Annotated in this window: 23 protein-coding genes; 9 read left to right on the top strand and 14 right to left on the bottom strand. The window is 60.2% G+C overall.

Annotation, left to right across the window (positions count from 1 at the left end):
* The first annotated feature begins 216 nt into the window (after nt 1-216).
* Nucleotides 217-912, top strand: coding sequence for a GNAT family N-acetyltransferase (locus BKA12_RS12025; RefSeq protein ID WP_183644249.1), 696 nt, complete (start codon nt 217-219; stop codon nt 910-912).
* Between the two features lie 159 nt (nt 913-1,071).
* Nucleotides 1,072-3,390, top strand: coding sequence for a DEAD/DEAH box helicase (locus BKA12_RS12020; protein WP_183644247.1), 2,319 nt, complete (start codon nt 1,072-1,074; stop codon nt 3,388-3,390).
* On the opposite strand, the gene BKA12_RS12015 is transcribed toward BKA12_RS12020, so the two are convergent.
* The 7 genes from BKA12_RS12015 to BKA12_RS11985 form a co-directional block, all read right to left on the bottom strand.
* Nucleotides 3,387-3,830 (bottom strand): Rv3654c family TadE-like protein, encoded by a 444-nt coding sequence (locus tag BKA12_RS12015; RefSeq protein WP_246361697.1) that lies wholly within the window; start codon nt 3,828-3,830, stop codon nt 3,387-3,389. The genes BKA12_RS12020 and BKA12_RS12015 overlap by 4 nt on opposite strands.
* Nucleotides 3,827-4,255 (bottom strand): TadE family protein, encoded by a 429-nt coding sequence (locus BKA12_RS12010; protein WP_183644245.1) that lies wholly within the window; start codon nt 4,253-4,255, stop codon nt 3,827-3,829. The genes BKA12_RS12015 and BKA12_RS12010 overlap by 4 nt, the downstream gene beginning before the upstream one ends.
* 73 nt (nt 4,256-4,328) lie before the next feature.
* On the bottom strand, nt 4,329-4,595 hold the full coding sequence (locus tag BKA12_RS12005; protein WP_183644243.1) for a DUF4244 domain-containing protein: 267 nt from the start codon (nt 4,593-4,595) through the stop codon (nt 4,329-4,331).
* A 172-nt stretch (nt 4,596-4,767) separates the two neighbouring features.
* Nucleotides 4,768-5,331, bottom strand: a complete 564-nt coding sequence (locus BKA12_RS12570; protein ID WP_183644240.1) for a type II secretion system F family protein — start codon at nt 5,329-5,331, stop codon at nt 4,768-4,770.
* Nucleotides 5,316-6,110, bottom strand: a complete 795-nt coding sequence (locus tag BKA12_RS11995; protein ID WP_183644236.1) for a type II secretion system F family protein — start codon at nt 6,108-6,110, stop codon at nt 5,316-5,318. The genes BKA12_RS12570 and BKA12_RS11995 overlap by 16 nt, the downstream gene beginning before the upstream one ends.
* Complete coding sequence (locus BKA12_RS11990) at nt 6,098-7,306, bottom strand: TadA family conjugal transfer-associated ATPase (RefSeq protein WP_183644233.1); 1,209 nt, start codon at nt 7,304-7,306, stop codon at nt 6,098-6,100. The genes BKA12_RS11995 and BKA12_RS11990 overlap by 13 nt, the downstream gene beginning before the upstream one ends.
* Nucleotides 7,303-8,490 (bottom strand): CpaE-like family protein, encoded by a 1,188-nt coding sequence (locus BKA12_RS11985; RefSeq protein WP_183644230.1) that lies wholly within the window; start codon nt 8,488-8,490, stop codon nt 7,303-7,305. The genes BKA12_RS11990 and BKA12_RS11985 overlap by 4 nt, the downstream gene beginning before the upstream one ends.
* A 136-nt stretch (nt 8,491-8,626) precedes the next feature.
* On the opposite strand from BKA12_RS11985, the gene BKA12_RS11980 reads away from it, so the two are divergent.
* Nucleotides 8,627-10,378 carry a bifunctional 3'-5' exonuclease/DNA polymerase gene (locus BKA12_RS11980; RefSeq protein WP_246361696.1) on the top strand — a complete coding sequence of 584 codons (1,752 nt, stop codon included), beginning with the start codon at nt 8,627-8,629 and terminating at the stop codon, nt 10,376-10,378.
* A 4-nt stretch (nt 10,379-10,382) separates the two neighbouring features.
* Here BKA12_RS11980 and BKA12_RS11975 read toward each other — a convergent pair whose 3' ends face one another.
* Genes BKA12_RS11975 through BKA12_RS11965 form a run of 3 tightly spaced genes read right to left on the bottom strand, consistent with a single transcriptional unit; the run spans nt 10,383 to nt 12,941 of the window.
* Complete coding sequence (locus tag BKA12_RS11975; RefSeq protein ID WP_183644227.1) at nt 10,383-11,087, bottom strand: NUDIX hydrolase; 705 nt, start codon at nt 11,085-11,087, stop codon at nt 10,383-10,385.
* A complete protein-coding gene (nth, locus tag BKA12_RS11970; protein WP_183644223.1) occupies nt 11,084-11,875 on the bottom strand; it encodes an endonuclease III in 792 nt (263 codons plus the stop codon). The genes BKA12_RS11975 and nth overlap by 4 nt, the downstream gene beginning before the upstream one ends.
* Before the next feature lies 1 nt (nt 11,876).
* Entirely contained in the window at nt 11,877-12,941 is a 1,065-nt protein-coding gene (locus BKA12_RS11965; RefSeq protein ID WP_183644220.1) for a hypothetical protein, read from the bottom strand.
* A 293-nt stretch (nt 12,942-13,234) separates the two neighbouring features.
* Between BKA12_RS11965 and acs the strand changes: the two genes are divergently transcribed.
* Nucleotides 13,235-15,181, top strand: a complete 1,947-nt coding sequence (acs, locus tag BKA12_RS11960) for an acetate--CoA ligase (RefSeq protein ID WP_183645116.1) — start codon at nt 13,235-13,237, stop codon at nt 15,179-15,181.
* Nucleotides 15,182-15,342: 161 nt separating this feature from the next.
* On the opposite strand, the gene BKA12_RS11955 is transcribed toward acs, so the two are convergent.
* Nucleotides 15,343-16,575 carry a MarP family serine protease gene (locus BKA12_RS11955; protein WP_183644217.1) on the bottom strand — a complete coding sequence of 411 codons (1,233 nt, stop codon included), beginning with the start codon at nt 16,573-16,575 and terminating at the stop codon, nt 15,343-15,345.
* Between the two features lie 289 nt (nt 16,576-16,864).
* On the opposite strand from BKA12_RS11955, the gene BKA12_RS11950 reads away from it, so the two are divergent.
* The gene (locus BKA12_RS11950) at nt 16,865-17,542 is read left to right on the top strand and encodes a Crp/Fnr family transcriptional regulator (RefSeq protein ID WP_183644214.1); all 678 of its coding nucleotides are present in this window, start codon (nt 16,865-16,867) and stop codon (nt 17,540-17,542) included.
* Between the two features lie 113 nt (nt 17,543-17,655).
* On the opposite strand, the gene BKA12_RS11945 is transcribed toward BKA12_RS11950, so the two are convergent.
* The 3 genes from BKA12_RS11945 to BKA12_RS11935 are packed head-to-tail and all read right to left on the bottom strand — an operon-like array spanning nt 17,656 to nt 19,368.
* Complete coding sequence (locus BKA12_RS11945) at nt 17,656-18,678, bottom strand: NUDIX hydrolase (RefSeq protein ID WP_246361695.1); 1,023 nt, start codon at nt 18,676-18,678, stop codon at nt 17,656-17,658.
* 4 nt (nt 18,679-18,682) lie between these two features.
* Nucleotides 18,683-19,159, bottom strand: coding sequence for a RidA family protein (locus BKA12_RS11940; RefSeq protein ID WP_183644211.1), 477 nt, complete (start codon nt 19,157-19,159; stop codon nt 18,683-18,685).
* Nucleotides 19,160-19,212: 53 nt separating this feature from the next.
* Nucleotides 19,213-19,368 (bottom strand): Sp36 family protein, encoded by a 156-nt coding sequence (locus BKA12_RS11935; protein WP_183644208.1) that lies wholly within the window; start codon nt 19,366-19,368, stop codon nt 19,213-19,215.
* A 36-nt stretch (nt 19,369-19,404) separates the two neighbouring features.
* On the opposite strand from BKA12_RS11935, the gene BKA12_RS11930 reads away from it, so the two are divergent.
* Genes BKA12_RS11930 through BKA12_RS11915 form a run of 4 tightly spaced genes read left to right on the top strand, consistent with a single transcriptional unit; the run spans nt 19,405 to nt 26,360 of the window.
* Nucleotides 19,405-21,672 (top strand): transglycosylase domain-containing protein, encoded by a 2,268-nt coding sequence (locus BKA12_RS11930; protein WP_183644205.1) that lies wholly within the window; start codon nt 19,405-19,407, stop codon nt 21,670-21,672.
* 3 nt (nt 21,673-21,675) lie between these two features.
* Nucleotides 21,676-22,656 carry a metallophosphoesterase gene (locus tag BKA12_RS11925; protein WP_183644202.1) on the top strand — a complete coding sequence of 327 codons (981 nt, stop codon included), beginning with the start codon at nt 21,676-21,678 and terminating at the stop codon, nt 22,654-22,656.
* A gap of 59 nt (nt 22,657-22,715) precedes the next feature.
* Nucleotides 22,716-24,539: an ABC transporter transmembrane domain-containing protein gene (locus tag BKA12_RS11920; protein ID WP_183644200.1), complete on the top strand. Its 1,824-nt coding sequence runs from the start codon at nt 22,716-22,718 to the stop codon at nt 24,537-24,539.
* Entirely contained in the window at nt 24,540-26,360 is a 1,821-nt protein-coding gene (locus tag BKA12_RS11915; RefSeq protein WP_183644196.1) for an ABC transporter ATP-binding protein, read from the top strand.
* Nucleotides 26,361-26,398: the final 38 nt, after the last annotated feature.

The following is a 26,398-nucleotide window of genomic DNA, read 5'->3' as shown; positions in this document are numbered from 1 at the left end:
AATTTTAGGCGATTTTTGACGGTCATATTTTTAAGTGAAAAGTGGCGAATTTTCTTGGAGTGTCGGCCAGGGACCGTACCCTAACATTCCTAGTCACTCGCGAGTCTCGACATTCACTGCAAGAACGCTTAGAGGAAGCAGTGCGCCATGTTTCATTCGTGTATCAGAGCGCGCGGAGCACTCCTCGAACGCGTTAGTTCACGGTAAGGTCATCTTATGGCTAACTCCGCGAACGATGAATTGATTGGCACCTGGGTCACCGGCTGGTCTGGTGCCCGCGGCTACGACAACCGTCACGACGGTCGGGTCCATGCGTCCCTCCGTCACGACACAACGGGCGACTGGGAATACGTTGTCCATGAACCGACGAACGAAGAGCTCGTGGCTATCGCCGAGACTCTCATCAAGCACCCCAACCGCCGGTTGGTGGCTTTTACGGACAACACCGCCGAGCTCGTGAAGGCTGCTCGCACGGCTGGCATGTCCGTAGTTGCGCAGGACGAAGTCATCATGTCGACTGCCATGGCAGGTCACGACGTTGAAGATCCTCGCCCAGCCGAAGGATTTGAGTGGCAGATTGAACGCGATGGTCAGCACGCGTGGGTCTCTTTGCACCCCGAGAATGACCATGACGTTGTCGCCGCTTCTGGCCACGTTTCAGTTGTGGGAGACGTAGCCGTGTTTGACCGCATCATCACCGATCCCGATTACCGCCGACGCGGTTTCGCTTCGTTGGTCATGCGCGCTCTTGCAGCTATTGCCCTTGAAGGCGAAGTTGTAGACGGTCTCCTCGTGGCAACCCAGGACGGTCAAGAGCTCTACAAGTATTTGGGATGGAAAACCCTCGGCTCCGCCATCGTCTTTGAGGGCGGCGAACCGCACATCCTCAACAGCCCTACCGCGCATTCCTAAGCGCTTCAACACAATCTTCAGTGGGCGGTCCCGCTGTTACCAGGCTTCTCTTGAACGTTGCCGGTGACAGCGGGACCGCTCGCATTAGAAGCTAGTATTTTGGCGCGTACTACCGTTAGCTCCTCTCCCTACCTCGTGACCAAAGAAGTTTGAAGGCTCGTGACTGATTTCCGCACTCTCATTCCCTTGCTGGGATACGGCGATGCGCCGGAAGCGCTCAAGCATGTTCAAACCGTTGAGTCGCGCGAGGCCGTCACGGGTCCGTGGCCAGCCTGGGTAGATCCCGCACTTCGGGAAGCGTATGAGCGCCGCGGTGTGGAACGTCCCTGGCTGCACCAGATTCAGGCAGCCGATCTCGCATGGCAAGGTCAGCACGTCATTCTGGCTACTGGAACCGCGTCCGGTAAATCACTTGCCTACCTCATGCCGTCGTTGAGCCGAGTGCTAGAAAGCGAGGCGACTCCTTTTGCGGGCACAGTCCTCTATTTAGCGCCCACGAAAGCCTTGGCCGCTGATCAGCTCTCTTCGCTCAATGAACTGAAACTTCCTGGCCTGCGGGCTGAGACCTACGACGGCGACACCGATCCGCAAGAACGCCGCTGGATTCGTGAGCACGCGAATTTCCTGCTCACCAACCCGGACATGCTGCATTACGGCATCTTGGGTAACCATGCGCAGTGGGCCCGATTCTTCCGCGATCTGCAGTTCGTCATCATCGACGAAGCGCACTCCTATAAGGGCGTTTTCGGATCTCACATCGCCAACCTCATGCGTCGGCTCAACCGCGTCTGCCGTCGGTTGGGGTCTGCACCGGTGTTCATTGGCGCCTCGGCTACCTCTGCCGAGCCAGAAGTTTCTTTCGGGAAGCTCGTGGGTCAGCAGGCCACGGCCGTCACCACCGACTTCTCGCCACACGGTGAGGTCACCGTTGCCTTGTGGGAGCCGCCGCTCACCGACTTTGCCGACGAAAACGGTGCCCCACGGCGCCGCTCCGTGGTCGCCGAGACCTCGGACTTGCTGGCCAATCTCGTGACTTCGCACGTTCGCACCATCTCTTTCATCAAATCGCGCCGCGGCACCGAGGCCATCGCGTCTTTGACCCAGAAACACCTTGAAGAAGTGGATCCAGCGTTGGGTCAGCGCGTTGCAGCGTATCGGTCCGGGTACTTGCCCGAGGAGCGACGCGAACTCGAGCGGCGCCTGCGCAATGGCGAGCTCTTGGGCATCGCCTCAACATCTGCGCTCGAACTTGGTATTGATATCGCTGGTTTGGACGCGGTCTTGGTCTCTGGCTGGCCCGGAACGCGAGCGTCCTTCTTCCAGCAGATCGGCCGCGCTGGCCGCGCCGGTCAAGATGCTTTGGCCGTGTTGGTAGCAAGCGATGATCCGCTGGATACGTACTTGGTCAATCATCCGGAGGCGATTTTTGATCGTTCCGTGGAGGCGACCGTTTTCGATCCTTCCAATCCCTACGTTTTGGGTCCGCACTTGTGTGCCGCAGCCGAAGAGCTTCCGCTCAAGCTCGAGGAAGTGGAGGACTTTGGTCCCACGGCGGCGGCTTTGTTGGATCGATTGGTGGAGCAGGGTTACTTACGACGACGGCCGTCTGGCTGGTTCTGGGTGCATCCGCAATCGGCCGCCGGCATGGTGAACATCCGTGCCGATGGTGGCGGTCCGGTCAACATCGTTGATACCGAAACTGGCGCGTTGCTTGGCACCATGGACTCTCCGCAGACCCACTTCCAGGCTCACAACGGCGCTATCTACACGCATCAGGGTCAGACGTTCGTGGTGGACGAGCTCAACGAGACGGACCATTGCGTTTTCGTCACTCGGGCTAACCCCAACTTCTATACCCAAGCCCGGGACATCACGAAGATCGACGTCATTGACGTCCAGCGGCATGAGGATTGGGGACCCGTGACCGCTCAGTGGGGTGACGTGGTGGTGACGACGAAAGTGGTCTCCTTCCAGCGAAAAGCTCTCATCAGTAACGAGATCTTGGGTGAGGAACCGCTCGAGCTTCCGCCTCGCGATCTGCACACGAAGGCCGTCTGGTTCACGATCCCGGAGACAAGTCTGGCCGCTGCCGGAATTTCGATCGATGAAGTCCCCGGCGCGCTCCATGCTGCCGAGCACGCGATGATCGGCCTCTTGCCGCTAGTTGCCTCGAGCGACCGATGGGACATCGGCGGTGTCTCCACCGCGCTGCACATTGATACTGAAGCGCCCACGATCTTTGTCTATGACGGGCACCCGGGCGGCGCTGGGTTCGTGGAGCGTGGCTATGAGCGCGCCTTCGAGTGGATCACAGCCACCCGTGATGCGGTTTCCGCCTGTGAGTGTGAATCGGGATGCCCGTCTTGCGTGCAAAGTCCGAAGTGCGGAAACAAGAACAATCCACTCAGCAAGGCCGGAGCCATTGCACTGCTCACCGCTCTGCTCAAGAACTTCCCGCAGCACCCTCGTCGCTTCTAGTTCTGATTCAGTGGAGGCGGCCCTGCTCGCGCTTTTCCGACCCCTGCTAAGTCGAAGGCCTGCAACCACTCGAGAACAAAGACTGTTGGGACTCTTGTAGTGACGGACACCGTGCCTGCGTGGGTCGAATCTATCTGGCACGACGACAGTTCAGCACCGTGCTCCGCGGCCAGAAGCTGAGCCGTGTTGCAGGGTTCCCCGGACTTCAGACCGCGCGCCACGTCGGCGGCTGCGAGCGCCGCCATGTCCGCTGCGGTTGCCGCTTTGGATTGGGCGCTGCTCGCGGTCACGACGGCCAGAACCATGGTCAGCAAGAGGATTCCTGAGGCCACCAGCCCGAAGACCATTCCCGTTCCGGCGCCGTCTTGGCCAGATTTCAGTCGACTCCAGATACGCCGCGCTGCTGAGTCGCTGTCACAGCATCTCTTGGTGTGCGTCATGGCTGTTCTCTCAGGACGCTGGCTCCGGCCGAAACGTCGATAGTCAACCATTCGATTCCGCCCATCGAGACCTTCCTTCTCACTTGGACCTCGGTGAGCCGGCCTGTGTCGCTGGTCTGCACCGTCGCACCATCACCAGCAATCCGTTGGGCTGTGTCCAGAGCAGTTTCATGTTCTTGGCCCCGGGCGATCTCCCTGGCCACTTCGCGTGCTGCTTGCTGGACTGCGATTTGGGTAGACCCGATCATGCCCACCCACAACAAGACACTCAGCAAGAGGGCGATGCTCGGGAGCAAGACAGCCACTTCGGCCGTGCTGCTCCCGAGTTCGCCTTGATGCTTCCCCTGTTCCTTGACGAATGTGCGACGACCCAGGCTCATCTTGCACGTTCTCCCCGTTCGTTGCTGGTCGTCGCGTGGAACCATGGCGTCCTCCTTTACTCAAGATGTTTCGTCGGTGTTCGTGTCTGACTAAGTCACTGGCTGAGGCACAGTGCTTCTAACCGCCCAGGGCGTTGCGCACCATTCCCAGCAAGAGTTCGCGCACTTCGCCGCTGGCGAGAATGGTGACGAGCAGTCCGGCAAAGCCGACCGCGGCGAGCGTTACGATGCTGAATTCAGCAGTCGCGATTCCCTCTTCTGCGCCAAAGTCCAGACCGCCCGCTGCGACAGGTTCCGGCACCTTTCGAAGGGATACGGCGTTCGTCGGGACGATGTGGTTGGTAGGCAGCTGACCTTCATCAGTTGGCTGGGTGAGTTGTGACATGAGATTCTCCTCATCATTTCCGTTGGGTTTTTCGAGAGGTAGGAAGCCTCGGAGTGTGGCTGTTCCCCCTCACGTCCAGCTTTCCGTTGAGTTCTGAGCGGTGGAGTTGAGGAGTTCGATTTTGTGAATATCAGGGCCAAGCCGTGGCTGAAGTCTGAATTGTGGGTGACGGTCACTGCGGCAAAAGGGACAGCACCAAAGGACCGACTCCCAGTAGGAGGAACGCCGGAAGAGCGCAGAGCCCCAACGGAACAATGATTTTGACGCCGAGCTCCGCGGCCTTCTTTTCAAAGTGGCGATGAGCTTGCCGACGGAATGCTTGCGCAGAGTCGACGAGAAGGCTGGAACTGGATGCACCCGCGAGGCGTGAAAAGGCGAGCGCAGATTCGAGTGGGGCAAAGTCGTCGGGCGCAGTCGCCCACGCGTCGTCCCAGCTCATTCCCAGTTCGAGTGAACGGCTGACGCGGGAAAGATCCTGACAGGACCTCACGCTAACTGCGAGCGCTCGGAGCGACTCCGTGAGGGAAAGTCCCGCGCCGAGCATGGCTGCCGTGAGGTCCAGAATCAGGGGAATCTCATCGATCGTGGGTCCATGGCTCTCTTCGCGCCCACTCTCACGCTCACGCGGATCCCCACTCTTCGGTGAGAACCTCGAAGCATTCGGGGCTCCGTTCCACCACCAGACGGCGGCTGCCACGAGCAGGCCAATGAGTAGCGCCGTTAGTTGCTCGAACACGTAGTGACCTTTTCCAGCAATTTCTTGCTCCACCACAGGTTGATCCACCAAAGGGTGCACCCGCCCACGAGAAGCGCTTGACCTACAACGCTTCCGAAGAGCAACGACAACGGTTGCGCTCCAAGAAGCTGCGCCATGAGCACTCCCCCGGCCGGCAACCACCCCAGCAGCTTCTGAGTCATCTTGGGTCCGGCAAGAACGCTTTCCAGGGCTCGTCCTCGGTCGGCTCGCGCGGACTCATCAGCGGCGACGCGTTCAAACAGTGTGGACAGGGGTGTACCCGTCTCTTTACTCAGACTGACGCACCAGCTCAGCCTGGCCCACAGATCCTGTGGCTGTTGGGACGCGCGCTTCAAGGGCCGGTCTGGTTCTAGCCCCAAACGCATCGCCGCGCTGACGCGATGAGCCACGTCGGCAAACGTTGCGGAGGCGCCATCAGTCGAGGAGTCCTCGTGATGAGGTTCTTGTCTCGCACGGAGAGTCTCGTGATGGGCCAAGAGTTCCCACGCACGGACAGGTGGCACACCGGCCCGCAGTAGCGCGGCGATCTTTCGGACGCCCTGAGCGAGTTCTTCTTGAACCACCCAAGTATCGGTGCTGGATGGCGCGAACGGCAACCGCACTGTTTTGAATCGTGAAAGCGCTGGAAACGAAGGTGATCTCGAGTCCGCAAGCTGGCGTCGTCGTAATTCAGGCTTTTCGTGCGAAGAGGGGCTAGGAGCAGGTTGCAGCCACACGAAAACGCTCACGGCGACAAGGGCTGCGATCAACCAGAGCATGAGAACTCCACTCCGCGTTCAGTGAGCGCACTCTGGAACCAAGCGGCGCCCGGGCCGGGAATGAACGTGCCGTCAGAGTCTCGGCTGAAGATGCTTTCGACGCTGAGGCCGTTATCGGTCATCACTAGCCGAGCAATTTCTTGAGGGAACCGATGACCTGCGCGGCGTTTCATGTGGATGATGACGTCGATGGCGCTGGAGGCTTGGAAGCCGAGCGCCACAGGGTCAAGACCCGCGAGCGCCCCGAGCGCATAGAGCCGGGCCGGAACGGATTCCACATTGTTGGCGTGGACGGTTCCACCTGCGCCTTCGTGCCCTGTGTTCATCGCGGACAAGAAGTCAGCGACTTCCTCACCGCGACATTCCCCCACCACCAGGCGGTCGGGCCGCATGCGCAGGGCGTTTCGCACCAGGTCCGTTAGGGTCACGCGGCCGCTCCCCTCCACGTTCGCAGTTCGGCACTGCAGTGACACCACGTGAGGATGCTTCGGCCGCAGTTCCTGGGTGTCTTCCACGATCACCAGCCGCTCGGTATGCGAAGCCGTGGTCAAAAGTGCCGAGAGCAGCGTGGTCTTACCGGTGCCGGTTCCGCCGCTGATGAGGAAATTGAGCTTGCCGTCCACGATGGCTGTGAGCGCTTGAGACCACAGCTCGTCTTCGTCTCGGCACAGCTCGGCCAGGGTCATCGTTTCTTGAGTGGCGCGGCGAATGGAGATCAAGGTTCCTTCGGTGGCGACCGGTGGTATCACCGCGTGTAGACGGTATCCGGCAACCATTGCGTCGACGAAAGGTTGAGCGTCGTCGAGGCGTCGTCCTACGCGAGAGGCTAGACGTACTGCCAATTGACGTACATCAAGAGGCTGCGCAAAGCCCACTCCATGGTCAGTAAGCCCGTCAGCACCATCAGTCCAGATTCGACCCTGGCCGTCCACCAATACATCTGTCACGCTCTCCTTCTCAACAAACTTCTGAAGTGGACCCAAGCCAGTGAGGTGCTCGCGCAACATCAGGACGGTCCGTGCTGCGGCCTCACCATTGATTGCTCGCCCCACGGCCCTCACGGCATCGGCCAAGTCAGCGGTGGTCAACGGACGCTCCACGAGAGCCGCCTGCTCACGAACGTGGGCCAGCAACACCTCGTCGCTAGCCGGACTCCCCGGCGGAAGAGGCTGCCACTCGATTCGCTCCTCACTCATGCGTACCGCTCATCGAAGAACTGGTCTTCGCTCAAGAACGTTGCGAAGGCGAGGTCATCTAGAAATGACCGCACCGTTCCAAGGGATGAGGCTTCGAGGAGCCGGCCTTGAGCGCTCAGCTGGGCAATGCGCTTCACCGACGGAAGGCTCGATCTGTAGCTCGCGTCCGTCTGGTTCAGGAGGGCATAGGCGTCAAAACCTTTCGGATGCGCGCCAATGATCGCCAGACCATAGCGGCGAGGAATTGCTCCAAACCGGGCGCCTGAATACAGCACTTCCGATTGGCCGCTGGCCAGTCCGCTCGCGTGTGCCACCACCACGTTGTGCGTCGACGTTTCGGCAAGTCCCAAAGACGATGGGGACAAACGGCCAGCGTCCACCACCACACAATCGAACGCTGACCGCAGTTCCTGAATGGTCTCGGCAACGAAGTCCACGGGCAGATTCGGCGTTGCGGCGTGCTCTCCTCCGGCTGGATTCCACGTCAGGACGCTAACGCCGTGGGTCTGCGGCAAGACTTCGGCGATGTGCACTCCCCACGGAACTGGCTCGTGGTGATTGAGAGACTCCCACGATGAATCCTCATGAGGACCCATGGAGAGACGCTCCCACATCCCACCGCTTAGCGGATCCGCGTCCACGAGCACCACGGACTGGCCGGACCCCACACACCGAGCCGCGAAAAGCGCCGCTGCCGTTGTGGTGCCGACTCCACCTGCCAAACCCAGAAACGTCATGTGCTCCGCTTCCCCGCCACGGCGGGACAACTCGGTCAGAAAATTGCCCAGCCATTCCGCGGAGAACGGGAGGATAGCCACACGAATCCGTGGGGCTCTTGCCGCAACAGCCAAAAGCGAGGCTTGCTGCAGTTCGTTGCCCAGCAAGATCCACTCGTGCATTTCGGCTTCGGCGGCTGACTGCGGAGCCGCATCCAAAGCATCAGGCCCCACCAAAATCGCTCGAGGATCCCACCCAAAGCGTTCCATGCCGTTTTGCAGCCAGGAACCCCGAGCCTCAGCGACGGGAACCACCACGGCATCCACCCCGGCGACGGTCGCCAAGAGCACCATGTCATCTGCGAGCGCGGCGAGATCGGTGACCACCAGAACGTTCGCCGTCTTACGCCGCTTGGTAAAGGAAATAGAGTCGTCGGTGACGCGCACCGGAGAAGCAGTATTTTTCATGACCCAAGATTCGCGCGCCGCACTGACGCCACAATGGACAACCGGCTCTTCTGTGGATGGAACCCAGCACGCGGCGCCAACAACCCACTAATGTGAGTGAAAGAATTTCCACTCTGGCAGAAGGTCGTATCCGGTCATGACAAGCTACGTAGTGGTGGCGACTCATTCGGTGCAGCAGCCGGAACTCGAATCACAAGCAGCCTCTGCGGTCATTCAGTTCCTGGACTCGGACCTGAAAGAGATTGGCCACCCCATGGTCATCTTTGGCGCCCGGGCTCTAGCCTCCGCCGCCCGAGACATCACCGAACAGCACCCCACCGCCCGCTGGGTATGGTCGGACACGTCCCGCTGGTACCGCGGGATGCTTGAAGCGGACGCACGAGACTCACACAAACACCCACTCGCCATCCAGCGTGCCCACGATCTGCGCCTCACCCGCAACCTCTTGAGATTCGCACAGACTGCCCTGCGCACTCCCTACATTGAAGAGATCAGTAAGGACTGGCACGAGGAAAACCACGGCGAGCTCACTCAATTCCTCACCGATGCTGAGGACACCCACCAAGATTCGCTCTTCGAACCTCATAAAGAGAAGAACGCCTCCGTCGAGTACCAGATCGCAGAACTTCGACTCCAGATGGCGGCCATCCCGCATACTCCCGCAGGGTCCCGCTTGAGGCTCCTGATCGCCGCCGAGTCGGCAGGCGCCATCGCGGCCACGGAGATGGGATTCTTCGGCCTCCCTTGGAACGAAGAGGCGCACAAGCACATCCTCGAAGAGACTCTCGGCCCCGAAACCACGCCCGGACACCGCCCCGCCAAACTTCAAGCGCTCGCGGAAGAGATCGGCCGGCTACTCTACACACCGGGGCTGAATCCGGATTCCCCGCAGGACCTCGTGCGCGCGCTCCAGCGCAACGGCATTCCTGTGAATTCCTCGAGCAAATGGGAGCTCAAAGGCAAGAACCACCCGGTCATCGAGCCACTCCTGACCTACAAGAAGATGTACCGGCTCTATACGGCAAACGGCTGGCACTGGCTCAGCACGTGGGTGCGCGACGGTCGCTTCCACCCTGAATACGTTGTGGGCGGCGTCATCACCGGTCGTTGGGCGTCCCGCGGCGGCGGCGCGCTCCAGATTCCGCGCGGTATTCGCGAGGCCGTTCGCCCCCGTGAGGGCTGGAAATTGGTAGTTGCTGATGCGTCTCAGCTGGAGCCCCGCATTCTTGCCGCGATGTCCCGCGACGAGGGTCTGAGCCAGGCATCTCGCGGTCAGGACCTCTACGAGTCCGTGGCTTCGCAGGGCTTCGGCGGCGATCGCGCGCACGCCAAAGTCGCAATGCTCGGTGCCATGTATGGAGCCACCACGGGCGAATCGGCACGTCTCATGCCTACGCTCAGAAAGCTCTACCCCACCGCCATCGCGGCTTTGGAAAAGGCAGCGCGCGCAGGCGAGACCGGCGGCGTCGTCTCCACACATTTGGGCCGCACCACGCCCCGACCTGGCCCGCGCTGGCTCGCTTCCCAGCAGACGTCCTCGCACGAAGAGCAGTCCCGCGCCGGCACCATCGCCCGCACGCGCGGCCGCTACACCCGCAATTTCTTGGTGCAAGGCAGCGCGGCAGAGTGGGCGCTGATGTGGATCGCGGAGTTGCGCAGGCAGTTAGCTTTCAATTTTTTGGAGGACGACGACGCCGCAGCTCGCCCCGAGCTGGTCTTCTTCCTGCATGACGAAGTCATGGTTCACACGCCCGAAGAGTACGCCGAGCGCGCTCAAGCCTGCATCGAAGACGCGGCCGCCCAAGCGACGAAATGGATGTTTGGCAATACGACGGTGGAGTTCCCGCTGACCGTAGCCATCGTAGACAAGTACTCCGACGCCAAATAGCGCCCTAGTGTCGGTTCGAAAACGGCGGGGTGATCTCTTCCGCCGGCTCCCATGGAATAGTCCAGCCTGCTTCGTTGAACAAGCGGTCCAGCACAATCGCCGTAAAGCCCCACACCACTCGATCGCCCACCACAAAGCCTGGGCTGAAGTGCGTGTGGCCGTCGCGTTCCACACGAACGCTGCGCCGATTCTCCGGGTTCAAGAGGTCCGCCACGGGAGCTCGGAAAACGGTCCGGGACTCATTCACGTCCACGGCCTCCACGGGTGACGGCTTCGTCCACCAGCCGATCACGGGAGTAACGAGGAAGTTGGTGACGGGAAGTTCGGTGAGTTGCAGACGCCCCAAGACGTCCACGCCAGCCGGATCCAGACCCGTCTCTTCAACGGCCTCGCGCAGAGCGGTGTGCGTGACATCGCGGTCCGTGTCATCCACGCCGCCGCCCGGAAACGCGATCTGGCCGGGGTGCTTGCGCAGAGTGCGAGCGCGCTCGAGCAAGAGCACATCGAGCTCGTCGGAGACGGTCGAGTCGTGAGAGACCGCAGGAACGTTGTCCAAGTGGCCAAAGAGAATGAGCACTGCCGCGTGCCGAGCTGTCTCGTCGTCAACCCGGCCGAACGTCCAGTCGCTTGGCATAGGAATCCGCTCGTTCCGCTCCACGGCGGCCCGATGATTGTCGACGACCTGCATTAGCTCTTCGCGTGCGCTCATTGAGATAACCGGTACCCTTTGGCTCGTAGTTCGCGTCGAGTCGCGCCCTCGCGCATGAGCTGCAAGAGCTCTTCGCGCCCTGGCGCCCACTCGTACTTCAACAACTTCTTGGCCTTCTCTTCGTCAACCTCACCGTCGCCAAAGCTCGGGCACAACGAAGCCACCGGGCAGACTCCACACGCAGGCTTGCGAGCATGACACATGCGTCGCCCATGAAACACCACGTGGTGGGAAAGCATGGTCCACTCTTTGCGCGGGAACAGTGCGGCGACTTCGCGCTCCACGGCCACGGGGTCTTCCGATTCCGTCCAGCCAAAGCGCCGGGCCAAGCGGCCAAAGTGCGTGTCCACCGTGATGCCAGGCGTATCGAAAGCGTTGCCCAGCACTACATTGGCGGTCTTGCGTCCCACGCCCGGAAGCGTCACGAGGTCTTCGAGACGGCCCGGGACTTGCGAATCGAAATCCACATACAGCCGCTGCGCGAGCATGACGATGTTCTCAGCTTTAGTGCGGAAGAACCCGGTGGGCTTGATGATGTCTTGAACGTCTGCCAAGTCAGCTTCGGCGAGCGCTTGCGGCGTGGGATAGCGGCCGAACAGCACTGGCGTCACGTCATTGACCACCACGTCTGTGGTTTGCGCCGAAAGTACGGTGGCAACCAGCAGCTCAAAAGGATTAGCAAAATCCAATTCAGCCACCGCATAGGGGTAGGTCTCCCCCAGAACGCGGTTGATCTTGCGAGCGCGACGCTTGAGGCCTAGCTCGCTTTCACCCTGAAAATTCCGCATGTTATCCGCGTTCAACATCCCTGAGGTCGCGGAGAACGCCAATCTTGCCGTCCGTGTGCTGCACGACGAATTCCTGGCCACGATCTTCAAGGGCCAAAATCCAGCTTCCTGGCTCAAGCGCGAAGAGCTGCTGACCCGTGTTCGGATCAACCGCGTGGCGCTCGCTCGGCACAGCAAACCAGAAGGCGCTGGTCTCGTCGTCGTGGCGATCAGCCGAAGCTACGTGGCCGAACTCTTCAACCTCGTCCTCTTCCTTCATGGACTCTTCGCGTGAAGACTCCTTGCGTGCGGGTTCAGTGCGAGCAGACTCCGTGCGCTCAGACTTCGAAGCTGCAGATTCAATGCTCGCGGACTCGGCGCGCACAGCCTCGGGCGTGACAGGCTCTGGACGAATTGGTTCCGGGCCCGCGGTCTCCACGGGAGCCGAATCCGTCGCATCCGTCTCGCGCGAAACCGCGCTGGTAGCGGCCGCTGCGGCTGGGAGGTGAGCTGCGTCGTCGTACGTGGTAACGGATTCCTGCGGTGCGCTGGACGGCTTCGGGGCGCGGGGGCGCGCTTCAGTGAGTACGACGTCGCTGCTCAAAAGAGCGCGATCGCTCGGGACAAAATCCTTGCGGAAGAGGCCCACGTACCGAGAAAGCGAGGTGCCTAGGATGATGGCTGCCGAGCCGATCAGGCCGAGGGCCGGGGCGATGTTGATGATGTTCGCGAACTCGATAACGTGCGCAAGCGCCGCGGCGATACCGGAGACGGCAGCGAACTGATCCAGCGAGAGCGAGCCAATCGTGAAACGGGACTTGTCGGCGTAACGGCGGATCACAAACAGGATCGCAACCACCAACGGGAACACGCCCTTCACGAGATTCTCGAACAAGTTCGAGGTCAGCGTCCAGTTATTCATCCACAAGCCATCGATGCCGGGGAGGTACAGCCCGGTGGTGCTCGACGCTACGTAGCGAGGAATCAAGGAAGCGATCACGCATAACAGCGCACCGCCCATCACCACGATGTCACGCACCGTCAGCTTTCCCAACGTCCCAGTCAATCGGTCCGAACCAGCGTTCATGCGGAGCTCCCCTGCGTTTTCTTCCGTGGCCTCAAAAAGTCAAGAACGCCCAACTTCGGCGTTACTTTCAGATTACCCCGGCGAAACGCCCGGACAGATGGAGACGTGCCAGATCTCGCACTTGTCCGCTGAGAGCACCGCCTCCGTTCACCGCACATTTTCCGCCGCTCATGCCATTTTTGGGGTCACGCAATATGCGCCAGCTCACACACTATGTAACCTGAATCACAGAATCATTCAGAACGGAAGGGACAGTAGTGTCTGAAAAAGCATCCGCAACACTGGATAACCTCATGACGGAAAACCGCAAGTTTGCGCCGAGCCCAGAATTCGCTGCTCAGGCAGTGGCCAAGGCTGACAAGTATGAGGCGGCAGCCGCGGACCGTTTGGGTTACTGGGCCGACCAGGCTCGTTCCACATTGACGTGGGACAAGGACTTCACCGAGACCTTGGACTTCTCCGACGCCCCGTTCGCCAAGTGGTTTGTGGGCGGCGAACTCAACGCTGCTTACAACGCTCTGGACCGTCACGTGGAGCGCGGCATTGGCGATCGCGTGGCCATTCACTTCGAAGGCGAGCCGGGCGACCAGCAGACCATCACCTACGCAGAGCTCACCGAGCGCGTGAAGCAAGCCGCGAACGCTTTCGAGGGCCTCGGTGTCAAGAAGGGCGACCGCGTGGCCGTCTACTTGCCGATGATTCCTGAAGCGGTTGTGACGATGCTGGCTTGTGCTCGCATCGGCGCCATTCACTCTGTTGTTTTCGGTGGCTTCAGCGCTGAAGCTTTGCGTAGCCGCATCGACGACGCCGAAGCCAAGCTTGTGGTCACCTCAGACGGCACGTGGCGCCGTGGCAAGGCATCCTCATTGAAGGACGCTGTGGATGCTTCGCTGGAGAAACCAGGTCACACGGTGGAGAACGTGGTGGTGGTGCAGCGCACCGGCCAAGATATCGTCTGGAACGAAGGCCTGGACCGCTGGTGGAGCGACGTCGTAGACGTTGCTTCCAAGGAGCACACCGCTGTTCCTCACGATTCCGAGCACCCGCTGTTCATCCTGTACACGTCCGGAACCACCGGAAAGCCTAAGGGCATTCTTCACACCACGGGCGGCTACCTCGTCCAGACTGCGGTCACCCACCGCGATACCTTCGATATCCACCCAGAATCAGACGTGTACTGGTGCACGGCTGACATCGGATGGATCACGGGCCATTCCTACGTCACCTATGCTCCACTGGTCAACGGCTCCACGCAGCTCATGTACGAAGGCACCCCGGACACCCCGGGCCGCGATCGCTGGGCCTCCCTCGTGGAGAAGTACGGCGTGACGGTCATGTACACCGCGCCAACCGCAATCCGCACCATGATGAAGTGGGGCCGCGAGCTCGTTGACGCGCATGACTTGTCCAGCATCCGCGTCCTCGGATCCGTGGGTGAACCGATCAACCCTGAAGCGTGGATGTGGTACCGCGACGTCTTCGGCAGCAACGCTGGCGGTGGTAAGCGCCGCGAGAACCCGGCTCCGATCGTGGACACCTGGTGGCAGACCGAAACCGGCGCTCACATGATCGCCCCACTTCCGGGCGTCACGGAGACGAAGCCGGGCTCCGCTCAGGTTCCCGTCCCGGGCATCACCGTGGACGTCGTTGACGAGACCGGTCAGTCTGTCGGCAACGGTCAGGGCGGCCTCTTGGTCATCCGCGATCCGTGGCCATCCATGGCTCGCACCATCTGGAAGGACCCAGAGCGCTTCAAGGACACTTACTGGTCACGCTTTGATGGCATGTACTTCGCTGGTGACGGTGCCAAGAAGGATGACGACGGCGATATCTGGCTCTTGGGCCGCGTCGATGACGTCATGAACGTCTCCGGACACCGACTTTCCACCACCGAAATTGAATCCGCGTTGGTCTCACACCCAGCTGTGGCCGAAGCCGCCGTCGTCGGCGCTGCCGACGAAACCACCGGCGAGGCCGTCGTGGCGTTCGTGATCCTTCGTGGAGAAGAAGCCGCCAAGGACACGATCGTCGAAGAACTACGCGCCCACGTGGGCAAGGAGATCGGCCCGATCGCCAAGCCTCGCACTATCTTGGTGGTTCCAGAGCTGCCGAAGACGCGCTCCGGAAAGATCGTGCGCCGCTTGCTCAAGGACATCGCTGAAGGCCGCACCGGCGGAGACGCGAGCACGCTCGCCGATCAGTCCGTCATGCAGCAGATCACCGAGGCACTCAAGAAGTAAAAGACCGCGGGGCTGACCTCCCTCGGCCCCGCTCTTTACACAGGTAGGCCGCCAGTTTCATCAAAGACTGGCGGCCTACCTTTTTGTGCGAAAGACCTCTCACGTGTGAAGAGCGCGGGCTCTTCACACGTGGATCTAGTGCGTGGAACTATGGCGTTGATCTAGTGCGTCGAGCAAGCACCCGTGGAGACCGGAGTGGTCAGGCTTTCGGCCTTGGAAATGACTGGTTGCACTTCCTTCATGCCGATCGCGTAGCCAACGGACAGACCATCCTTAGCTCGCGCGAACACCACGCCAATGAGCTCGCCCTGTTGTGTCATGAGCGGGCCACCCGAGTTTCCTTGTTGGACGTTCGCAGCCAACTGGTACACCTGCATGAGAGCAGGGTCTGCGCCGTAGATGTTCTGAACGGACACGTTGCGCATCGACTGCACCGTAGCTGGTTCGGCTCTGAACGGACCGCCTGCCGGGTAACCCATGAACACGGCTTGTTCGTTGGCACTCAGTGGGGAGCCAACAGAGAGCGGAGATTCATTCAGGTTCTCCACGGAGAGCACGGCCAGGTCCTTGGCTGCGTCGAAGTAGACCACTTGAGCGGGCAAAGCCTCGCCAGACAGAGTTTCCACGACGGGCTCGCGGATGCCAGAGACGACGTGTGCGTTGGTGATAACGCGGTTCTTGGCGGCAACAAAGCCGGAACCTGTCTGGTTCACGCCACAGGCGAAAGCGGTTCCCTTGATGCGGACCACGGACTTCGCGGCCTGCGCCAACTGCGCGTTCTCCGGCAGCGAGTCGGCCGTTGGCGCGGTGGTGACTGGCGCAAAGGGCTCGAGGAGCTCTGGAATGGTTCGGCCCATTACCAGCAGTCGAGCGTCTGCCATGGCCCGAGTGACGGGATCCGGTGTGGCAGTGCGAATAGCTGAGATGACCTTGGATCCAGAAATGAGCTGGGAGACAACGCCAATACCCATGCTGGAAACCGAGAACGCGATGGCCGAAATAACCAGTGCGGCAACGGCCGTGTTGGCGATACCGCCGAAGAGTCGGTCAATGCCTTTGAGCGCTGGCAGGTTGAGCCACAAACGAATGCGATTTCCAATAGCCGCGCCAATGGCCTGACCGGCGACAATCAAGATTACCGCGGCGGCAATAACAGCAAAGAGGCGCCAGGTCGGATCGCTCACCCAAGCCGAAACCAAGGGAATGGCGAAGAAGGCCGCAACACCACCGGCGACAAAGCCGGCGATGGATCCCAGCGTCACAAAGAATCCTTTTCGCACACCGGAGATGAAGAAAAGAACCAGCATGAAAAGGACCACGAGGTCTAAGACGTTGAGTTGGGCGATGTTGAAATCTACGATGGCCGGTGCAAAAGGCAAGGGCAAAACTCTCATGTCGCTGGCGGTTTTTCGCCGATGCGTTATACTTGAATATTCAACTTCGTGCAAGAAGTCGGAATAAGTACGGCCACACGGCGATTAGCTAAGTTTAGATGTGTTTACTGTGCCAAAGCTGAGACTGGCGGCGAAGATCACACTCGTTTGAGTCACATAGGCGTATTTTGGATACCGGAACGAGCTTTCTGATCCGAGTTTTTGTAGAGAATCTCGGGCAAGGTCTTCACATTTGCTTGCCGTACGGCAGAATGGCAGAAGCGAAATAAACAGTATTACAGGAGAAGCAATGGACAGTGAAGTGTTGCGTCGGGCCCCTTTGTTCGCAAATCTAGGCGACGACGTCTTTGCGGCAATCACCGAAGAAATGACCGAAGTTGACCTCTCGCGTGGCGCTTCCGTCTTCCGCGAGGGCGATCAGGGCGATCAGATGTACGTGATCGTCTCCGGCAAGATCAAGCTGGGACGCACCTCCCCTGACGGCCGCGAAAACCTTCTTGCAGTGCTCGGCCCAGGCGAACTCTTCGGCGAAATGGCTCTCTTCGATCCAAATCCTCGAAACGCCACGGCAACCGCAATCTCTGAGACGCGCCTTGCTGGCCTGCGCCATGAGAACCTTCGCCGCGTGATCCGCACCAGCCCAGATGTTTCCATGCAGCTCTTGCAGGCGTTGGCTCGCCGCTTGCGCCGCACCAACGAGTCCCTTGCAGACCTCGTCTTCTCTGACGTTCCAGGTCGTGTTGCCAAGGCACTTCTTGACCTTGCAGATCGCTTCGGCCGCCCAGCGACCGATGGCATCTTGGTTGCTCACGAGCTCACGCAGGAAGAACTTGCGCAGCTCGTTGGCGCTTCCCGCGAGACCGTCAACAAGGCTCTTGCAGAATTCGTGCAGCGCGGTTGGTTGCGCCTCGAGGCCCGCGCAGTGGTCATCTTGGACATCCAGCGCTTGCGTCAGCGTTCGCGCTAAAGACTTACCCGTCACCAATTAGTCGAGCGGCCCATGGACTTCAGTCCGTGGGCCGCTCGCTTTTTTTGAAACTGAGTACGACGACGCCAGCGTTGACTAGCGCCCTACCTGATTTACAGGCTGCGTGTAATGGCGCCGCCCTCAGGGGCGTTCGCGGTGGAAATGTCTAGCAAATACTCGCCACCAATATTGACTAGCTCTGGAGCGTACTCCTTGAGGGCGCGAGCACAGCTCAAGTACGCGACGCTCCCCTTGGTGGCCGCAATCTTTTCCAAGATCGCCTCCACGGCAGGCGTGGTGATCTGACTCAACGGCAGACCTCGAGTATCCGTTTCGCCGCTGGCATTTCCCACGCCAAGATCAATAGCGTCAGCAACTTGGTCTCCCAAGGTGCTCGTCGCGCGCTGCGCAATGAGGTCCTTGGCGACCACCCAGCTTCCCCACACGCCTTTGCCTTCGAGCAAGGACGGGGATTGACCGGCTGGAACCACGGCGGCAAAGAACCACGTATCAAAGCGACGGTGCATGAAGCCCGGCGTGACCCATCGTGAAAGCGGACGCAACAAGTCGGTCCGGAGGCCCCATCCACGCCGCGCGAGAATCTCCGCAAAGCTTGCGTCTTGAGTAGCAACAGCCTGACGAGCGTCCATCAGTTCACCGCGTCGAATCTCGGCGGTGGACAACGAGTCAGGTCCGGCTAGAAGAACGCCGGTTTCTTCGAAAAGCTCGCGGATGGCACACGTGACCCACATTTTTGCGAGTCGGTGATCGTCCACACCCAATTTCTTAGCCCACTGCGCAACGGACGGTCCGTGCCAGACGTAAGCTGCGTCGTCGTTCTCTTCTACCGAACCGCCGGGAAACGCAACGTGACCCAAGGGTGATTCAGGACCGCGATACCCCAGCCACGTCTGCACGCCCTCCCGCGAGTCCTTCACGAGCACCACGGACGAGGCCCGGCGGGCAGCTCGCGGCGTGCGGTCAGGAATCGAGAGCCACTGCGCAGCAGCTTCGCGCTGGGTGGGAGAAATGGGGAAAAGCCGACGAACTACACCTGTCTTGGTGTTGTTCGCCGGCGTAATGGCAATGGGTGCCGTCACCGGGTGAGAGACGTCCTCACCCGGCGTGACACTCATCGGGTTACTCGAATTCTGCAATCAATTCCACTTCAACGGGGGCATCCAACGGAAGAACCGCGACGCCAACTGCCGAACGAGCGTGCGTGCCAGCGTCTCCAAAGACCTGGCCCAAGAGCTCCGAAGCGCCATTGACCACGCCCGGCTGTCCCGTGAATTCTGCATCAGAAGCAACGAATCCAACAACCTTCACAATGCGCTTGACCCGATCAAGATCTCCAATAACGCTCTTGACAGCGGCCAAGGCGTTCAGCGCACACGTCGCAGCAAGTTCCTTGCCCTGCTCCGCGGTGACGCCGGCGCCGACCTTGCCCAGGGCAGGAAGCTGACCGTTGACCATCGGCAACTGACCCGAGGTGTAGACGTAGTTTCCGGAGACAACTGCTGGCTGGTAGGCGGCGACGGGGGCTACGACGCCCGGGAGCTCGAGGCCGAGCTCGGCGAGGCGACGCTCTACAGCCGACACAGGTTGTTGTTCCATGTTTCTCCTTAGAGTTTGCTTAGCGTTTGATTAAGCTCCGAGCGCTTCTTGCGCTACTGCTTAGGTCGCTTGAAGTAGGCCACCAAGTTGCTGGAATTCGGGCCAGGGATGACCGTAACGAGTTCCCAGCCTTCGCTGCCGAAGTTGTCCAAAATCTGCTTGGTGTTATGAATTAGCACTGGTGCAGTGAGGTATTCCCATGTCGTCATGAATTCAGGCTAGCCGCTCCGAGTAAACTAGACCGCATGGCGCAGCGTAATTCACACTTCTTTGACACTGCCACGACGCTGGGAAGAATTGTTTCTTTCTTTGGCATCGCTGGCTTGTGCGGTGTTCTCGCGGCCGGTTTGTTGGTTCCTGGCGCTATGGTCGCCGGCAACGCCGCAACAGCTGGCATCGAAGCATTTAGCAATCTGCCCGCGGAACTGGACGAGTCTCCACTCGCCGAGCCTTCCAAGGTGTTGGACAAAGACGGGAATGTACTCGCCACGTTCTACGCGGAGAACCGCGTGCCTGTGACGATCGACAAGATCTCGCAGAACATGAAGGACGCCATCATCTCCATCGAGGATGAGCGCTTCTACGAGCACAACGGCGTGGACCCCCGCGGTATCGGCCGTGCGCTCATCAATAACCTCACTTCGTCGAGCACCCAGGGTGCTTCGACCCTCACGCAGCAGTACGTGAATAACGTCCTCATCAACACTGACGTTGAAAACGGCGTGGATCGTTCCAAGCTCACACTCTCCGGAAACAAGAACATCCAGGACAAGCTGCGCGAAGCAAAGCTCGCGGTAGCCGTTGAGAACAAGTACACAAAGGATGAAATTCTCGATGGCTACTTGAACATCGTGCTCTTCAGCGGCACCACCTACGGCGTAGAGGCTGCGGCTCAGCGCTTCTTCTCCATTCCTGCTTCCAAGCTCAACATCCAGCAGTCCGCCATGCTCGCTGGAATGGTGCAGCGCCCGGTTGCCTTCAACCCTCTCAAGAACCCAGAGCTGACCCTCAAGCGTCGCAACGTGGTTCTGTCAAAGATGTTGGACACGGGCAAGATCACGCAGGCTGAATACAACTCCGCTGTGAAGTCCCCACTGGGACTCAAGGTCAAGGAAATCAAGTCCGGGTGCTTCGCGGCTTCGTACGCGAACAACTTCTGCGACTACATCACCCACTTGATTGAAAACGACTCCGCATTTGGCGCAACCGTTGCTGATCGCACGCGTTTGCTGTTCCGCGGTGGTTTGACCATCAAGACCACGTTGGATTCTCGTCTCCAGAAGGAAGCCGAGAAGGAGACCCGCAAGGCGATCCCGGCTGATGACGAATCGACGCTCGGCACGGCCATCGTTTCCGTGGAGCCAAAGACCGGCAACATCCTTGCGATGGCTCAGAACAAGATCTACTCTCCGCAAGACGGCTCCCAGTACACGGAGTACAACTTCAACACGGATCGCGCCACGGGTGGTTCTGGCGGCTTCCAGGGTGGTTCCACCATGAAGCCGATGACCACGCTGGCTTGGCTCGAGTCCGGCAAGAACATGTGGGACGAGATCGACGCCAGCCGCGATTTCTATCCGAACGATTACCGTTGGACCGCCTCGTGCTTGCCACGTGGTTACACGCACTCCATCAACGCTGAAAAGGGTGGATGGAATGTCAACAACGCGTCCGATGGCTTCAAGCGCAGGATGACGGTTGAGTATGGCCTGTACTGGTCTATCAACACCGCCACGGTGGCTGAGGCCGCCGAGATCGACTTGTGCAAGGTTCAGGACATTGCAGCTCGTTTGAAGCTCATGACTCCTACCTACAAGAACCCAAGCACGGGTCAGGAAATCCAGCGTGCGGCTAACCCGCCGTTCGTGCTGGGTACGGAAAACGTGACCCCACTGGCAACGGCAGCTGCTTTCAGCTCCTTCGCCAACAAGGGCACTCGCTGCGAGCCTCGCGCACTTGAATCCGTAACGGACCGCAAGGGCAACACCTACAAGGTTCCTGATGTTTCGTGCGAGAAGGTTCTCGACGAGAACGTGGTTCGAAACCTGAACGGTACGTTGTCCAAGATCGCAGGTCAGCGCGTTGCTAAGAACACCATGAGCGATACGCCGATCGCAGGTAAGACCGGTACCTCGAATGGTGCGGCTTCCACGTGGTTCTCTGGTTACTCCACGGGCATCGCCACGGTTGCTTGGGTAGGCCGTAACGACTCCAACAAGTCCATTTTCGGCACCAAGATCAACGGCCGTACGTACGAATACGCTGACTCCGCAACGTTTGCTAGCCCACTCTGGCTCGCCTACATGAAGGACGTCGTCAAGTACTACCCAGCCGAGAGCTTCGGCGAACCTGATCGGGCGCCTAGCTCAACGATCACGCCTCTTCCAGGATCGAGCTACACGCCTTCCAACACTGGTCGCGATGAAGGCGGTTCCACCACGGGAGGTCAAACCGATGGAACGTCGAACGATTCCACGACCGGTAACAACGACAACGGAAACGGTAACGGCTAGTCCGTGACCACACCGAGCACTTCTCATCGCCTCGCTAAAGCCCTCGTTCGCACAACGGGGGCTTTAGCCCTATCCGGCACCGCTGGCCTCGCCTATGGGCTGTGGGAAAAGAACCAGTTCAAGGTCCGTCAGGAGACCGTTCCGGTCCTCCCTGCGGGCTACCGCGACCTCACGGTCCTGCACATTTCCGACATTCACTTCATCCCCGGCCAGGCCAAGAAGAAGCGCTGGCTCGCCGAGTTGGCGGACCTCTCCCCTGACGTGGTGATCAATACGGGAGATAACCTCTCCCATCCCGAGGCCGTCCCCGCGCTCCTCGATGCACTCGAGCCGCTTATGCGCTTCCCGGGAGTTTTTGTGCCGGGCTCCAATTGCTACTTCGCGCCGAAGTTGAAGAACCCTCTGCGCTATTTCAAGGGCCCCTCGTCTCTCGACGGCGCTCCCCCAAAGGACCTCGAATTGCCCTGGCGCGATATGCACCGCGGCTTCGAGGACGCGGGTTGGCTCAACGCCACCAACGCCACCTTCACTGCTGAGATCGCCGGGCAGCAGTTTGATTTCTCTGGCGTCGATGATCCTCACTTGGGTTACGAGAAATACGCTGGCTGGCCCGCTGAGGGAAGCCCATTAGAGAACGACGACGCTGCCTCACCTTCCGCGGTCCGCCCGCGGATTGCGTTGGCGCACGCTCCGTATCAACGGGTGCTCAACTATTTCACCGAGTCAGGCGCAGACATGGTCCTCGCCGGGCACACTCATGGTGGACAAGTGTGCGTCCCGGGGTATGGTGCTCTAGTAAGTAATTGTGATCTGCCAACCAGTCAGGCTCGGGGTTTGAGCACGTGGTCGGCAGGCACTGCTGCGACTCGACGCACCATTCCTTTGGAAGTGTCCGCCGGGATTGGCACCTCACGGTTTGCACCCATCCGTGTGGCCTGTCGCCCAGAGGCCGTCTTGTTGAGGTTGACCGCTCGAGCCGCTTAGTTCAATAACGGCCAGCCTCCCGCAGGATCTGGTTGAGAGATAACGCGGAATGTATTCGAGTGAAGACTGAATCTAGAACTGCAGAAACCACCACGCTGTTTGGCACGCTCAAACGCTTGGGCCCCTTCGTTAAGCCTTATTCGTGGCGCCTCTTCGGCGGATTCCTCGCCGCACTTGCCGCGGGCATCGTCGCCCTGGCCATTCCGCAGGTCATGGGTGAGCTCGTCAACAACGTTCTTCATCCAGGCACTCCCACCTCCGCGCTGTTGTGGGTCACTGCCATCGTCGCCGTTCTTGGCGCTCTCGAAGCATTCTTCATTTACCTGCGCCGCGTCTTCGTCATCACCCCCGCTTCCTTGCTCGAAGCTGAGATGCGTATTGGCTTGTTCAAGCACTTGCAGCAACTTCCCGTGAGCTTCCATGACAAGTGGGCGTCCGGCCAGTTGCTCTCCCGCTCCATGGCGGACTTGAGCCATACCCGCCGCTGGTTGGCGTTCGGTGCCATCATGTTCGTGGTCTCGACGGTCACGATCATCGTGGGTCTCGGCGTCATGTTCAGCTCGAGCTGGATCTTGGGCGTGCTGTATTTGCTCGGCGCTATCCCGGTCGTGATTCGCAGCTTCTACTTCCGTAATCGCTTTCGCGTCGTGAGCCGTTTGTCCCAAGACCAAGCTGGCGACCTCGCCACCAACGTCGAAGAGTCCGTTCAAGGCATTCGCGTTCTCAAGGCATTCGGCCGCGGCCAGGAAGCCCTCGACGGTTTCGAAACCCGCGCTCAAACCTTGCGCGAAACCGAGATCTCTAAAGCAAAGACTCTCGGCGCTTTCCTCGCAGTTATCGTGTCAGTGCCGGAAATCGTCCTCGCCTTGGGCCTGATCCTTGGCACGTGGCTAGTTGTCCACCAGCAGCTCACTGTGGGCGGCCTCGTGGCGTTCTTTGCCACCGCCGCGGTGCTGGCTCGACCGGTGGAAAGCGTAGGCATGCTTCTCGGCATGACATTTGCGACCAAGACGGCGCTTGATCGCTACTTCGATGTTCGCGATTCCGTCAACACCATCACGTCCCCCGCGCAACCCAAGCCCTTCCCGGACGTGGACGGTGGGACCCCAGCTGCGGCGTCGTCCTCAAAATCTGCGTCTCTGGAACTGCAGAATGTCAGCTTCGCGTTCGCTGATGCCCCCGACGCTCCGATACTGAAGGACGTAAATCTCGCGGTGCGCCCCGGCGAAACCATGGCGCTCGTGGGCGTGACGGGCTCCGGCAAGTCCGCGCTGTGCGAGCTTGTCCCGCGGCTCTATGACGTCACGGGCGGACGCATTCTGCTCAACGGTGTGGACCTGCGCGAACTGGATTTGGAGACGGTGCGCTCGCGAGTCTCGATCGCGTTTGAAGATTCCATCCTGTTCTCCTCCACAGTGCGGGACAACGTGCTTCTCGGCGCTCCTGAGCGCACCGAAGCCGCTCTGAAGGAAGCCCTTGCGGTTGCCGAAGCAGACTTCGTGAATGAGCTGCCTGAAGGCGTGAACACGATGATTGGAGAACAAGGCCTCTCGCTGTCCGGCGGTCAACGTCAGCGTCTCTCGCTGGCCCGCGCCATCGCCGCGAAGCCCAGCGTGCTGGTGCTCGACGATCCACTGTCCGCACTCGACGTGCGCACCGAGGAAAAGGTCACGGAGAATCTGCGGGTGGCGTTGCAAAGGACGACGACGCTGATCGTTGCGCACCGCCCCTCCACTGTGGTGCTCGCGGATCGCGTGGCCCTGCTGAAGGACGGCACGATCGTGGACGTGGGCACACACGCCGAGATGCTGGCCCGCAATGCGGATTATCGGGATGTCATCTCGAGCTTTGAACAAGCACCAACGGTTGAGGAGGTTCTGTAAATGAGCGACGTACGCGGAGTCGCCAACGAAGACCTCATCCAGCTCGATGCCGCCGAGCGTAAGCGCGTGCGGAGACGGTCGCTGAAATTGCTGGGTTCTCTGGCCGCGCCCACCAAGGCGCTGCTGGTGCTCACCACGGTGCTGATCGTGCTCTCGACGCTCGCCCGCACCTCCTTCCCGCTGCTGATTGCGTGGGCCATCGACTGGGCGCTTCCTGCGGCCCAGCGAAACGACTGGGTCCCGCTCGCCGTGGTGGGTGGGTTGTACTTGCTGGCTGCGCTTGCTTCCGGTCCGTTGCTGGGCTGGTACGAAGTGAACTCGAAGCGCGTCAGCCAAGCTATGCTCCTGGACCTGCGTTTGCGGGTCTTCCGCCATACACAGCGACTGAGCCTCGAGTTCCACGAAAAGTACACCTCCGGCCGCATCATTTCCCGGCAGACCTCCGATGTGGAGACCTTGCGCGAGTTCTTGGACCAAGGTTTGTCCTCTCTGGTCTCCGGCGTGCTGTTTGTGGTGTTCACCGGCGCTTCCATCCTGATCCTGGATCCGTTGAGCTTCCTCGTGGTGGTGGTCGCTAGCATCCCGATCGCCATTATTTTCCGGTGGTACCAAAAGCGCTCCGAAGTGCTTTACCGGGAATCCCGTGTGGTGTCGGCCCGACTGATCTCGACCTTCATGGAAACCATGACCGGCATCCGTGCCGTCAAAGCATTCCGCCGCGAGGCTGAGAACGACGTGACCTATCACGACGTCGCGATGGACTACCGCGAGAACTCCATCAAGTCCATCAATCTCTTTGGCATCTTGCAGCCCACTCTTGTGCTGATTGGCAACCTGACCGTCGCCGCTGTGCTCCTCGTCGGCGGCATGCGAGTTATTGAAGGCACGCTCATGGTGGGAACGCTGGTGGCGCTCTTGCTCGCGTCAAAGCGTGTGTTCTCCCCCGTCGACGAAATCGCCAACTTCTACAGCTCACTCCAGTCCGCTACGGCAGCACTGGAAAAGGTCTCCGGCCTCCTCGAGGAAGAGCCCACGATCGTGGAGGATCCGCACCCAATCCAGTTGAAGGACGCGAAGGGACGGATTGAGTTCAAGAACGTCGAATTCGGTTACGGCAACGGCCCCACCGTCATGGACCACTTCGACCTCACCATTCCGGCCGGGCAGACCGTCGCCGTGGTGGGTCAAACCGGGGCTGGCAAGTCCACGCTCGCCAAGATCGTGGCGCGCTTCTACGACGTGCGCGACGGCGAAGTGCTCATCGACGGCGTGCCGCTGCGGAAGCTCACCGCAAAGGATCTGAGCCGCGCGATTGTCATGGTGACTCAAGAGGCCTTCCTCTTCAGCGGCACGGTGGCGGACAACATTGCGTTGGGAAAGCCCACGGCGTCGCGTGACGAGATCATCTTGGCTGCCCGCGCAGTCGGTGCACACGAGTTCATCGAGAAGCTTCCCGAAGGCTATGACACGGACGTCCACAAGCGTGGCGGCCGCGTCTCCGCGGGACAGCGCCAGCTCATTTCGTTTGCCCGCGCGTTCCTCGCCGACCCCGCGATTCTCATCCTGGATGAGGCGACTTCTTCGCTGGATCTACCGAGCGAACGCCTAGTTCAGAACGGCCTGCAGCAGCTGCTGGGCAACCGGACTGCGATCATCATCGCGCACCGCCTCTCCACCGTGGAGATCGCGGACCGTGTGTTGGTGGTTCACGGCGGAGAGATCGTCGAGGACGGTTCCCCTGCCGATCTCATCGCTGGCGGTGGCCGCTACGCGACGCTCAATCAGGCATGGCAAGACAGCTTGGGACACGGAGCTTCGTAGCTGCCGACACCCACGGCTGTCCGCCGACGGCAGTGCTA

Source organism: Neomicrococcus lactis (assembly GCF_014200305.1).
In the GTDB taxonomy this organism is placed as follows: Bacteria; Actinomycetota; Actinomycetes; order Actinomycetales; family Micrococcaceae; genus Neomicrococcus; species Neomicrococcus lactis.
This window is presented reverse-complemented; position numbering and strand designations above follow the sequence as displayed.

Excerpts from the sequence above, each read along its gene's own strand:
- BKA12_RS11990 (WP_183644233.1), bottom strand. The coding sequence starts at position 7,306 with ATGAGTGAGGAGCGAATCGAGTGGCAGCCTCTTCCGCCGGGGAGTCCG.
- BKA12_RS11980 (WP_246361696.1), top strand. The coding sequence starts at position 8,627 with ATGACAAGCTACGTAGTGGTGGCGACTCATTCGGTGCAGCAGCCGGAA.
- BKA12_RS11950 (WP_183644214.1), top strand. The coding sequence starts at position 16,865 with ATGGACAGTGAAGTGTTGCGTCGGGCCCCTTTGTTCGCAAATCTAGGC.
- BKA12_RS11955 (WP_183644217.1), bottom strand. The coding sequence starts at position 16,575 with ATGAGAGTTTTGCCCTTGCCTTTTGCACCGGCCATCGTAGATTTCAAC.
- BKA12_RS11985 (WP_183644230.1), bottom strand. The coding sequence starts at position 8,490 with ATGAAAAATACTGCTTCTCCGGTGCGCGTCACCGACGACTCTATTTCC.
- BKA12_RS11995 (WP_183644236.1), bottom strand. The coding sequence starts at position 6,110 with ATGCTCTGGTTGATCGCAGCCCTTGTCGCCGTGAGCGTTTTCGTGTGG.
- BKA12_RS12025 (WP_183644249.1), top strand. The coding sequence starts at position 217 with ATGGCTAACTCCGCGAACGATGAATTGATTGGCACCTGGGTCACCGGC.
- acs (WP_183645116.1), top strand. The coding sequence starts at position 13,235 with ATGACGGAAAACCGCAAGTTTGCGCCGAGCCCAGAATTCGCTGCTCAG.
- BKA12_RS11935 (WP_183644208.1), bottom strand. The coding sequence starts at position 19,368 with ATGACGACATGGGAATACCTCACTGCACCAGTGCTAATTCATAACACC.
- BKA12_RS11940 (WP_183644211.1), bottom strand. The coding sequence starts at position 19,159 with ATGGAACAACAACCTGTGTCGGCTGTAGAGCGTCGCCTCGCCGAGCTC.
- BKA12_RS11975 (WP_183644227.1), bottom strand. The coding sequence starts at position 11,087 with ATGAGCGCACGCGAAGAGCTAATGCAGGTCGTCGACAATCATCGGGCC.
- nth (WP_183644223.1), bottom strand. The coding sequence starts at position 11,875 with ATGCGGAATTTTCAGGGTGAAAGCGAGCTAGGCCTCAAGCGTCGCGCT.
- BKA12_RS12005 (WP_183644243.1), bottom strand. The coding sequence starts at position 4,595 with ATGTCACAACTCACCCAGCCAACTGATGAAGGTCAGCTGCCTACCAAC.
- BKA12_RS11945 (WP_246361695.1), bottom strand. The coding sequence starts at position 18,678 with ATGAGTGTCACGCCGGGTGAGGACGTCTCTCACCCGGTGACGGCACCC.
- BKA12_RS11965 (WP_183644220.1), bottom strand. The coding sequence starts at position 12,941 with ATGAACGCTGGTTCGGACCGATTGACTGGGACGTTGGGAAAGCTGACG.
- BKA12_RS11930 (WP_183644205.1), top strand. The coding sequence starts at position 19,405 with ATGGCGCAGCGTAATTCACACTTCTTTGACACTGCCACGACGCTGGGA.
- BKA12_RS11915 (WP_183644196.1), top strand. The coding sequence starts at position 24,540 with ATGAGCGACGTACGCGGAGTCGCCAACGAAGACCTCATCCAGCTCGAT.
- BKA12_RS12010 (WP_183644245.1), bottom strand. The coding sequence starts at position 4,255 with ATGGTTCCACGCGACGACCAGCAACGAACGGGGAGAACGTGCAAGATG.
- BKA12_RS12015 (WP_246361697.1), bottom strand. The coding sequence starts at position 3,830 with ATGACGCACACCAAGAGATGCTGTGACAGCGACTCAGCAGCGCGGCGT.